This window comes from Rhodococcus sp. NPDC055112 (assembly GCF_053607505.1).
The window spans coordinates 1-10897 of record NZ_JBSGTR010000099.1; the positions used below are offsets into that span (position 1 = coordinate 1).

Consider the following 10897-nt stretch of genomic DNA (forward strand, 5'->3'; position numbering starts at 1 on the left):
CGCCGGCGCCGGGGGGGGGGGGACGCGCCCTCGCACTCGTCAACCGCGCACGGGCGCCGGAGGCGCCTACGCCGTGAGGACCAGCCCGGAGGTCGGCACACCGGTGCCTGCCGTCACCAGGACGTTCTGCACGTCAGGAACCTGGTTCACCGAGGTGCCGCGGATCTGGCGGACACCCTCGGCGATGCCGTTCATGCCGTGGATGTAGCCCTCGCCCAGCTGCCCACCGTGGGTGTTCAGCGGCAGGCGCCCGCCCAGCTCGATGGCGCCGTCTGCGATGAAGTCCTTGGCCTCGCCGCGGCCGCAGAAGCCGAGCTCCTCGAGCTGCATCAGCACGTACGGGGTGAAGTGGTCGTAGAGCACCGCGGTCTGCATGTCCTGCGGACGCAGCCCCGACTGTGCCCACAGCTGGTCGCCGACCAGCCCCATCTCCGGCAGACCGCTCAGGCCGTCCCGGTAGTAGCTGGTCATGATGTACTGATCGGCCCCGCTGCCCTGCGCCGCGGCGGCGATGATCGCCGGCGTGTTGGGCAGGTCCTTCGCGCGCTCCGGCGAGGTCACGACGATGGCGATGCCGCCGTCGGTCTCCTGGCAGCAGTCCAGCAGGTGCAGCGGCTCGGCGATCCACCGCGAGGCCTGGTGTTCCTCGATCGTGATCGGCTTGCCGTAGAAGAATGCGTTCGGGTTGGTCGCCGCGTGCTTGCGGTCGGCGACCGCCACCGCCCCGAAATCCCGGCTGGTGGCGCCGTACACGTGCATGTACCGCTGCGCGATCATCGCGACGAAGGACGCCGGGGTGCTCAGCCCGTGCGGGTACGAGAAGGCGTTGTCGGTACCGGAGGAGTTCACCTGCTGCACCAGCGCCGAGTTCACCTGCCCGAAGCGCATTCCCGAGCGCTCGTTGAACGCCCGGTACGCCACGACCACGTCGGCAACACCGGTGGCCACGGCCATCGCGGCCTGCTGGATGGTGGCGCAGGCCGCGCCGCCGCCGTAGTGGATGCGGGAGAAGAACTTCAGGTTCGGGATGCCGACCGAACGGGCCACGGCCACTTCGGTGTTGGTGTCCATGGTGAACGAGGTGAGGCCGTCCACGTCGGACGGCTTCAGGCCCGCGTCGTCGAGCGCGGCCTGCACCGCCTCGGCGGCGAGGCGCAGCTCGCTTCGCCCCGAGTCCTTGGAGAAGTCGGTGGCGCCGATGCCGACGATCGCGGCCTTGCCGGACAGGTCGCTCACTGGGCTGCTCCATCCATCACGAGGGTGACCGTCGACTTGATGTGGTCACCGAGGCTGTCCTTGCCGACGATGTCGAGGGTGACGAGGCCGTCCTCCACCGAGGAAACGGCACCGGTCAGGGTCAGCGTGTCGTAGGCGTACCAGGGCACACCGAGCCGCAACTTGATCGACTTGATCACGGCACGCGGACCGGCCCAGTCGGTGACGTACCGCTGCACCAGCCCGGTGTCGGTGAGGATGTTGACGAAGATGTCCTTCGAGCCGCGCTGCTGCGCCTTGTCCCGGTCGTGGTGGACATCCTGGAAGTCCCTGGTGGCCAACGCCGTCGACACGATGAAGGTCGGGTCGCCGTGGATGGACAGGGCGGGCAGGGTCTCCCCCACCTGGGCGGAGAGAGTGTTCGTCATCGCTACGACTCCTTCACGGGACGCCACGCGTACAGCGTCCACGGCTGTTGTCCGGTCTCGTCGTCGCCCGGCAGGTCGAGGAACTCCACCTGCACCGGCATCCCGATCGTGACCTCGCTCGGGTCGACGCCACGGAGCTCGCCGAGCATCCGCACGCCCTCCGCGAGCTCCACGAGCGCGACGACGAACGGCAGCGAACGCCCCGGCACCTTCGGCGCGTGGTGCACGACGTAGCTGAAGACGGTGCCGAGCCCCGAGGCCACGACGTAGTCCGTCCGCTCCGACTTGTCCTTCCAGATCGCAGGCACCGGGGGGTGCTGCAGCGAACCGTCCTGGCGCTGCTGGAGACGCAGCTCGTGCGCCGCGACTCCCTCCCAGAAGAACTCGGTGTCGCGCGACTGCGAGGGACGCAGCATCCGGGTCGGGTCGAGATCGTCGAGCGACTCGCCCAGGCTCGACGACGCCTCCCCGACGGGAGCGGGCGCCTCCTTCGCCGGGGGCGCGAACTTCAGGATCCGGAAGAGCATCTCGGCGACGACCTCGTCGCCCACCTTCCAGAAGTTCCTGGTCGTGAAGAACCAGCCCTCGCCCAGGCCCGTCTTCTTCGGTCCCACAACGTCTTCGAGGACCGACTCGATGGTCACCTCTTCGCCCGGGCGGACGTAGCGGTGGTACGTCTGGTCGCAGTTCGTCGCGACCACCGACGTGTACCCGGCCTCGTCGAGGATCTCCGTCATCCGGCCGAGCGGATCGTCCTCCTCGCGCACGGCACCCAGTCCGCGCATCGTCCAGACCTGCGCCATGGCGGGCGGTGCGACGATGCCGCCGTGGCCTGCCGCGACGGCGGCGTCCTCGTCGACGTAGATGGGGTTCTCGTCGCCGATCGCCTCCACCCAGTTGCGGATCATCGGCATGTTGATCGGGTCGCGGCCCGCGCGCGCCTTGCTGGCGCCGCCCGCCCGTACCCGTTCGGCCGCCGCGAGGATCGATGCTTCCTTGTCGCTCACTGAAACCTCCGTCGCGGTCATCGGGGCACCTTCGGCAGGCCGAGGCCGGCCATCGCGATGAGCTCGCGCATGACCTCGTTGACGCCGCCGCCGAAGGTGATCACCACGTTCCGCTTGACCTGCACGTCGAGCCAGCGCATCAGCTTCGCGGTCTCCGGGTCACCCGGGTCGCCGTGCGCGCCGATGATCTCGTCCGCGATCCGGCCGACACGCTGGATGCGCTCGGTGGCAAAGACCTTCGTCGCCGATGCGTCCGCGATGTCCACGTCGCCGGTCGCCGCAGCCACCTGCCAGTTGAGGAGCTCGTTGAGCCGGTAGGTCGCGTGGATCTCGCCGAGGCCGCGCTGCACGTCCGGCTCGGAGAGCAGGTCCCGCTTGGCCGCCCACTCGTGCACCTTCTCGTACAGGCCCGCGACACGGCCGGCCGGTCCGAGCATGACGCGCTCGTGGTTGAGCTGGGTGGTGATCAGGCGCCAGCCCTTGTTCTCCTCCCCGACCAGCATGCTCGCGGGGACGCGGACGTCGGAGTAGTAGGTGGCGTTGACGTGGTGCGCGCCGTCGGCGGTGATGATCGGGGTCCACGTGAAACCGGGATCCTTGGTGTCCACGATCAGGATCGAGATGCCGCGGTGGCGCGAGTCCGCGTCGCCGGTGCGCACGGCGAGCCAGATGTAGTCGGCGTCGTGGCCACCGGTGGTGAAGATCTTCTGGCCGTTGACGATGTACTCATCGCCATCGCGCACCGCGGTGGTGCGCAGCGCAGCCAGGTCGGTGCCTGCTTCCGGCTCGGAGTAGCCGATCGCGAAGTGCACTTCGCCCGCGAGGATCGAGGGCAGGAACTTGCGCTTCTGCTCTTCGGTTCCGTAGGTCTGCAGCGTCGGGCCGACGGTCTGCAGGGTGACCGAAGGTAGCGGAACATCCGCTCGCACAGCCTCGTTCACGAAGATCTGCTGTTCGATCTCGCCGAAGCCACGGCCGCCGAACTCCACCGGCCAGCCGACGCCGAGCCAGCCGTCCTTGCCCATCCGGCGAATGACCTCGCGGTAGGTGGGGCCGTGCCGCTCGGTGAGCATGATCTCGGCCTCCTCCGGAGAGATCAGGCCGGCGAAGTAACGGCGGAGTTCCGCCTGCAGCTCACGCTGTTCGGGTGTCAGATCGATGAACACCGGGCCCCCACGAGGTCGAGTCGAGATGAGGCGCCGCCAACGAGGCGGGCCAGGTCTTTGGCAATGGAGAAGTAGCGGTGCATCGGGTAGGTCACGTCCACACCCAACCCGCCGTGCAGGTGGTGCAGCGTGCGCATCGCGGCGGGCACCTCGGCCGCGATCCAGTAGGCCAGCACCTCGAGGTCGTCATCCGACTCGAGGCCCTCGGCCACCCGCCAGCCCGACGCCAGCGCCGAGACGTGCAGGGTCCGCGAGGTGACGTAGACGTCGGCGATCTGCTGGGCCACGGCCTGGAAGGTGGCCAGGGGCTTGCCGAACTGCTCACGGGTGCGCAGGTGCTCGGCGGTCAGCGTGGTGGCGCCTGCGAGCAGTCCGTCGGTGTACGCACCGATGCTCGCGAGCGCGATCCGGTACAGGGTGGCGTTGTCGCCGCCCAGGACCTCCGCGGCGGGGACCCGGACGCCGTCGAGCCGCACCGAGAACTCCGGGCTGCCCGAGGACGAGGAGATCTTGGCCAGCGTGACGCCGGGGGCGTCTGGCGCGACGAGCACGACGCCCGCGTCGGTCGGCACCAGGATCCGGTAGGCGAGGTCGGCGAACGGAACGGCGACCTTCAGGCCGTTGACGACGACACCGTCACCGTCCGCGACCGCGGTGGTCGAGGGCGACGTCGGAAACGCCGCGCCCGGCTCGTTCAGAGCCGCGGTGAGCACCCGCCCCGTCGCCACCTCGGCGAGGATCGCGTCCTGCTGTTCCGGTGTCCCCAGTGCGAGCACGGGGAGCAGGCCGAAGCCGAGGGTGGCCAGCGCCGGCACCGGCGCGGCACCGCGGCCGGTCTCGGTGAGCAGTGGCAACACCTCGGGCAGGCCAAGCCCGGCGCCGCCGAGCCGCTCGGGCACCGCGAGTGAGAGCAGGTCGGCCTTCGCCATCGCCTCCCACAACGCTGGGTTGAAGCCGCTGGTATCGGCGGGATCGGAGACCTCGCGGGCCAATAGCCCCACGACGATCTCCGCCACCGTTTCTTGTGTCTGATCCAGAGAGAAATCCACGCTGAACAATCCCGCCTACGAGTTAGAACCTGTTCTAGTTGTATCAGCTCCCCTGCCCGGGGACAACGGTTCGTGTCCGGCACGAGAGCAACGCTTCGCCCCCGTGCCGGACACTTCCTGCCGCAGCTAGTCCCGCGGCAGCCCGAGGATCCGTTCCGCGGCCACCGTCAGCAGGATCTGCTCGGTGCCGCCTGCGATCGAGAGGCACCGGGTGTTCAGGAACTCCCGGGACAGCGGGCCCTCGACGGCGCCGCCCGGCCCGGACAGCTCCAGCGCGAACTCCGCGACCGCCTGGCGATGCCGGACACCGACCAGCTTGCGCACGCTCGACTCCGGACCCGGGTCCTGTCCGTCGAGCTGACGCAGGGTGGTGCGGTGCTCGAGCAGCGAGCCGACCATGGCCTCGCCGATCAGGAACCCGATCCGGTCCTCGGTGACAGCGTTCGGGCCGCCGCGCTCGGCCAGCTCGAGCAGTTCCTCCATCGCCTTGCCCAGCGAGGAGCCGCCGCTCATCGCGACCCGCTCGTTGGCCAGCGTGGTGCGGGCCAGCTTCCACCCGCCGTTGACCTGCCCGACCACGCCGTCGTCGGGCACGAAGACGTCGTCGAGGAAGACCTCGTTGAACAGCGCGTCGCCGGTGATCTCACGCAGCGGCGAGATGCGGATGCCCGCGCTGCGCATGTCGACCAGGAAGTACGTGATGCCCTTGTGCTTGGGTGCGTCCTTGTCGGTGCGCGCCAGGCAGATCGCCCAATCCGCCTCCATGGCAAGCGAAGTCCACACCTTCTGGCCCTGCAGGCGCCAACCGCCCTCGACCTTCTCGGCGGTGGTCCGCAGCGCGGCGAGGTCCGAGCCCGCGCCCGGCTCGCTGAAGAGCTGGCACCAGATCACGTCGCCGCGCAGCGTCGGAACCGCGAAGCGCTCGATCTGTTCCGGTGTGCCGTGCTCGAGGATGGTCGGCACCGCCCACCACCCGATCACCAGGTTCGGGGTCTCCAGTCCGGCGCGCACCAGCTCCTCGCCGACCAGGATCTGTTCGGCGGCCTTCGCGGACTTTCCGTACGGCTCGGGCCAGTGCGGCGCGAGGTAGCCGGACTCCGCGAACGCGATCCGGCGCTCGTCCTCGGGCAGCGCGACGATCGCCTCGATCTCGGCGCGCACCTCGGGGCGCGAGGCCTCGAGGTCACCCAGGTCGACGGTCAGGTGCCTGCGCTCGCCCGCCTGGGTGAGCTCCGCGACCCGCGCCCGCCAGTACGCGCCGCCGCCGAGCAGCTGCCGCAGCGAGAGGACTCGCCGCAGGTAGAAGTGCGCGTCGTGCTCCCAGGTGAAGCCGATGCCACCGAGCACCTGGATGCAGTCCTTGGCGGTGTCCACCGCGGCGTCGAGGGCCACCGACGCGGCGACCGCCGCCGCGATGGGCAGTTCCGCGTCCGTCTCCGCCGCGACCGCGGCGTCCCAGGCCACGGCCCGGGTCTGCTCCACACGGCACAGCATCTCGGCACACAGGTGCTTGATGGCCTGGAACGAACCGATCGGCTTGCCGAACTGCTCGCGGATCTTCGCGTACTCGACGGCGGTCCGCAGGCACCAGCCCGCCACACCCGCCGCCTCCGCGGCCACCAGCGTCGCGGCCAGGTCCCTGACCAGTCCCGGGCGCAGCCCGGCGACGACCCGGTCCGCGCTCACCCGGACACCCGCGCAGGAGACCCGGCCCAGCGGGGTGCTCACGTCGACGTTCTCCAACGCCTCGACGGTCAGTCCGTCCGCCTCGGCGTCGATGAGGCACCACACGGTGTCGTCGCCGCGCGAGGCCGCGAGCAGCACGCCGACACCGGGCGCGCCGCCGAGCGCGAGCCCGGCCTCACCGCTGAGGACCAGGCCGCCATCACCGTCGGCCTCGGCCGTCACGACGCCGTCGACCACGACGCCGACCGGCAGGTTGCCCTCGGCCAGTTCGGGACCCCACTGCTTGGCCGCGGCCTCGCCGCTGCGGCCGACGACCAGGGCCGCGAGCGCGGTCGAGAGCACCGGACCCGCGGCAAGCGCCGCGGCCGCCTGCTCGAGCATCACCGCGAGGTCGACGATCTCGCCGTCGGCGCCGCCGACCTCCTCGGCCTGCGCGACCGAGAAGAGGCCGAGGTCCGCGATGGCGGACCAGTGCGACCGCCACGAATCGGCCGGCCCCTGCCGTAGCGTCTCGATCGGGTTCGTCGCGCGAGCCCAGGCCTGAATCGATTCCTGGACGGCACGCTGCTCGTCTGTCGTGGCGATTGTCACAAGGGAGGCCAACCTTTCATTACTGACAAATTTGTCTAGAACGTGTTCTAATATGTGGGCCGGGCAAGAGTCAAGACCTGGCACGAACTGCACGAACTCAACTACTCGCCGATACCAAGGAATCTGTGGATGACCTCCTCATCTCGAACCCGTTCCGCGGCTAAGACCGCCTCGACCAACGGGGCCGTTTCGACGCTGACCGACGAGGATCTCAGTTCCAATGCCCAGCGCGAACGTCGCAAGCGGATCCTCGACGCCACGCTGGCCCTCGCGTCCAAGGGCGGGTACGAGGCCGTGCAGATGCGCGCCGTCGCCGAGCGAGCCGATGTCGCGGTGGGAACCCTGTACCGGTACTTCCCGTCCAAGGTCCACCTCCTGGTGTCCTCGCTCGCCCGCGAGTTCGAGAAGATCGACTCCCGCAGGAAGTTGCCGCCCGGCGACACCCCGATCGAGCGCATGCACCTGATTCTCGGCCAGATCACCAGGGCGATGCAGCGCGATCCCCTGCTCACCGAGGCCATGACCCGCGCCTTCATGTTCGCCGACGCCTCCGCGGCCGCCGAGGTCGATCAGGTCGGCAAGCTGATGGACTCGCTGTTCGCCCGCGCGATGAGTGACGGCGACCCGAGCGAGGAGCAGCTCGCGATCGCCCGCGTCATTTCCGATGTGTGGCTCTCGAACCTCGTCGCGTGGCTCACCCGTCGCTCGTCCGCGACGGATGTCGCCAAGCGACTGGAACTGACCGTGGAACTCCTTCTCGGCGGCGGTTACAAGGATCCGGGCGTCGCGTAAGTAGACTTTGCGCAGTGAGTGCGCAAGACCTACCCGTCGAGCTTCGCAGGCGTCTCGTATCAGTGGCGAGGACGCCTCGGCTCCTCGTGGCGTCGGACTACGACGGCACGATGGCGCCCATCGTCTCCGACCCCGCGAAAGCCTTCCCGCACGCCGAGTCCGTGCGGGCCCTCCGGGCGCTGGCGAGCCTGCCCGCCACCACATCGGCGGTGATCTCGGGCCGTGCGCTCCGGGACCTGGCGATGCTGTCCCGACTTCCGGTCGAGGTGCAGTTGGTCGGCAGCCACGGCTCCGAGTTCGATGTCGGCTTCGTGCGCGAGATCGACGACGACGCCAAGCGATTGCTCCGCGAGATCACCGAGGAGCTGCAGGCCGTCGCCGCCGCGGGCACCGGCGTCACCGTCGAGACCAAGCCGGCCAGCACCGCCCTGCACGTGCGCAACGCCACTCCCGAGATCGCCGAGGCGGCGCTGTCACGCGTGCGGGGCGGTGCCGCCACCTGGAACGGCGTACAGGTCACCGAGGGCAAGGCAGTGATCGAACTCGCGGTGATCACCACCGACAAGGGCGAGGCACTCGACATCCTGCGGCACCGTGAGGGCGCCTCGGCCACCGTGTTCTTCGGCGACGACATCACCGACGAGAAGGCGTTCAGCCGGCTCCAGGGACCGGATCTCGGAGTCAAGGTCGGCCCCGGCGAATCGCTCGCCGAGTTCCGGGTGTCGAGCACCGAGGACGTCTCCGCGGCGCTGGCGTTCCTGCTCGAGGAGCGGCGCACCTGGCTCCACGGTGAAAGCGCCACCCCGATCGAGCGTCTCAGCATGCTGGCGAACCCGAGGACGGTCGCGCTGCTGACCCCCGACGCCACCCTGACCTGGCTCTGCCATCCGGAGCCCGATTCCGCCGCGGTGTTCGCGCACCTGGTCGGCGGCGTCGGCGCGGGCCACTTCACGGTGGGCCCCCTGCGGGAGGCGCTGCCGCTCAGCCAGCGGTACGTCGACGGCACCATGACCGTCGAGACCCGTTGGGCGAGTCTGCAGGTCACCGACTACCTGCCCCACGACGTCGACCAGGGCCGCACCGACCTCACCCGCGTGATCACGGGTCAGGCCAAGGCCGTGGTGACCTTCGCGCCGCGTCCCGAGTTCGGACAGGTGCAGGTGCACCTCGAGCAGGAGGCCGACGGCCTTCGGGTGTACGGCACCAGCGATCCGCTCGTGCTGCGCTCCCCCGGCGTCGAGTGGGAGATCACCAGCGACGGTGTCCAGCAGAGCGCGCGCGCGGTCGTCGACCCGTCGCAGGGACCGGTCGTCCTCGAACTGCGCTGCGGTACCACCGAACTCGGACCGACCACCGTGCCGGAGTCGGAGCGCAGGTCGCTGGCCGAGTCGTATTGGAGCGACTGGGCGGACGGCCTGACCCTGCCCGCCCGCAAGCGCGGGCTGATGAAGCGCTCCGCCCTGACGCTGCGAGGGCTCGTGCACGCCGACTCGGGATCGATCCTGGCCGCGGCCACCACCTCGCTGCCCGAGGAGATCGGTGGCGTCCGCAACTGGGACTACCGCTACTGCTGGCTCCGGGACGCGTCACTGACCGCGTCCGCCCTCGTCTCGCTCGGCTCGCTGGGCGAGGCCGAGGACTTCCTGGAGTGGGTGCACGGCGTGCTCGAGACGCTGCCCGGTCCCGAGCGCCTGCATCCGCTGTACACGATCTACGGCGCCAACCTGCCGCCCGAGGCGGTGCTCGACTCCCTGCCCGGGTACTCGGGCTCACGCCCGGTCCGAGTCGGCAACGCCGCGAACTCGCAGGTGCAGCTCGACGTCTTCGGTCCCATCGTCGACCTGATCTCGCACCTCGCCGAGGCCCGCGAGAAGGCAGGACCGACCGATGTGCTCACCGACGCCGATTGGAACCTGGTGCAGGCCATGGTCTCCGCGGTCGAGCGCCGCTGGGACGAACCGGACAACGGCATCTGGGAGATCCGCGGGAACCCCCGCCACCACGTGTACTCGAAGGTCATGTGCTGGGTCACCGTCGACAGGGCTCTGACCCTCGCCGAGCGTTTCGGCCGGCAGTCCCGCCCCGGATGGACGGCACTACGGGCCGAGATCGCCGACGAAGTCAAGGATCGCGGTTGGAGCGATCGTGCGCTCTCGTACACCGCCGCCTATGACGGCACCGACCTGGACGCGGCGACGCTGCACATCGGGCTCTCCGGGCTCATCGACCCGACCGATCCGCGGTTCATCGCGACGGTCCGGGCCACCGAGGCTGAGCTGCGCAGCGGCTCGACCGTGTACCGGTACCACCACGACGACGGCCTGCCCGGCGGCGAGGGTGGATTCCACCTGTGCGCGGCCTGGTTGATCGAGGCCTACCTGCTGATCGGGGAACGCTCGGACGCCGAGGCCCTGTTCGCGCAATTGGTCGATGCGGCCGGTCCCACCGGACTGCTCAGCGAGGAGTACGACCCGGTGGCCGAGCGTTCGCTGGGCAATCACCCGCAGGCGTACAGCCATCTCGGCCTGCTGCGCTGCGCGCACCTGCTGAGCTGATCCCGCAGTACTTGAGCCACCCGGCCGTCCACTCGACGGCCGGGTTTTTGGCGTCGAGTGTGCAGTTGTCGGGGTATCGGCCGAGAAGGGACACCGGTAGGTGCACACTGGGCCGGGCCCGCGGTGGGGTCGAGTGTGCAGTTGATGGGGTATCGGCCGAGTGGGGACGCCGGTAGGTGCACACTGGGCCGGGCCCGCGGTGGGGTCGAGTGTGCAGTTGTCGGGGTATCGACCGAGTAGGGACGCCGGTAGGTGCGCACTCGGCCGGCCCGCGGCGGTCTGCCCGCCCGTGCGTCTCGTGTGTGCCCCGGATATGCGAAATGCCTCGCATCGCAGTCTCTTTCAAGACTGTGATGCGAGGCATTCGCAATTTATGTTCGGCGGTGTCCTACTCTCCCACACCCTGTC

General features: G+C 69.6%; 8 protein-coding genes. 2 read left to right on the forward strand and 6 right to left on the reverse strand.

Features of this window, described 5'->3' with window-relative positions:
- Positions 1–66 precede the first annotated feature (66 nt).
- The 6 genes from ACWFRB_RS25700 to ACWFRB_RS25725 form a co-directional block, all read right to left on the reverse strand.
- Entirely contained in the window at positions 67–1236 is a 1170-nt protein-coding gene (locus ACWFRB_RS25700; RefSeq protein WP_452644058.1) for a lipid-transfer protein, read from the reverse strand.
- Positions 1233–1643 (reverse strand): MaoC family dehydratase, encoded by a 411-nt coding sequence (locus tag ACWFRB_RS25705; protein ID WP_452644060.1) that lies wholly within the window; start codon positions 1641–1643, stop codon positions 1233–1235. The genes ACWFRB_RS25700 and ACWFRB_RS25705 overlap by 4 nt, the downstream gene beginning before the upstream one ends.
- Positions 1644–1645: 2 nt before the next feature.
- Positions 1646–2671, reverse strand: coding sequence for a bifunctional MaoC family dehydratase N-terminal/OB-fold nucleic acid binding domain-containing protein (locus ACWFRB_RS25710; RefSeq protein ID WP_452644062.1), 1026 nt, complete (start codon positions 2669–2671; stop codon positions 1646–1648).
- The gene (locus ACWFRB_RS25715) at positions 2668–3816 is read right to left on the reverse strand and encodes an acyl-CoA dehydrogenase family protein (RefSeq protein WP_077042938.1); all 1149 of its coding nucleotides are present in this window, start codon (positions 3814–3816) and stop codon (positions 2668–2670) included. The genes ACWFRB_RS25710 and ACWFRB_RS25715 overlap by 4 nt, the downstream gene beginning before the upstream one ends.
- Positions 3801–4865: an acyl-CoA dehydrogenase family protein gene (locus ACWFRB_RS25720; protein WP_452644065.1), complete on the reverse strand. Its 1065-nt coding sequence runs from the start codon at positions 4863–4865 to the stop codon at positions 3801–3803. Before ACWFRB_RS25720 ends, ACWFRB_RS25715 begins: the two co-directional genes overlap by 16 nt.
- A 126-nt stretch (positions 4866–4991) precedes the next feature.
- Entirely contained in the window at positions 4992–7142 is a 2151-nt protein-coding gene (locus tag ACWFRB_RS25725) for an acyl-CoA dehydrogenase family protein (RefSeq protein ID WP_452644067.1), read from the reverse strand.
- A gap of 129 nt (positions 7143–7271) precedes the next feature.
- On the opposite strand from ACWFRB_RS25725, the gene kstR reads away from it, so the two are divergent.
- Together kstR and otsB are read left to right on the forward strand one after the other, a co-directional pair.
- Positions 7272–7934 (forward strand): cholesterol catabolism transcriptional regulator KstR, encoded by a 663-nt coding sequence (kstR, locus tag ACWFRB_RS25730; RefSeq protein WP_452644069.1) that lies wholly within the window; start codon positions 7272–7274, stop codon positions 7932–7934.
- 14 nt (positions 7935–7948) lie between these two features.
- Positions 7949–10489 carry a trehalose-phosphatase gene (gene otsB, locus ACWFRB_RS25735; protein ID WP_452644071.1) on the forward strand — a complete coding sequence of 847 codons (2541 nt, stop codon included), beginning with the start codon at positions 7949–7951 and terminating at the stop codon, positions 10487–10489.
- The last annotated feature ends 408 nt before the right edge of the window (positions 10490–10897 follow it).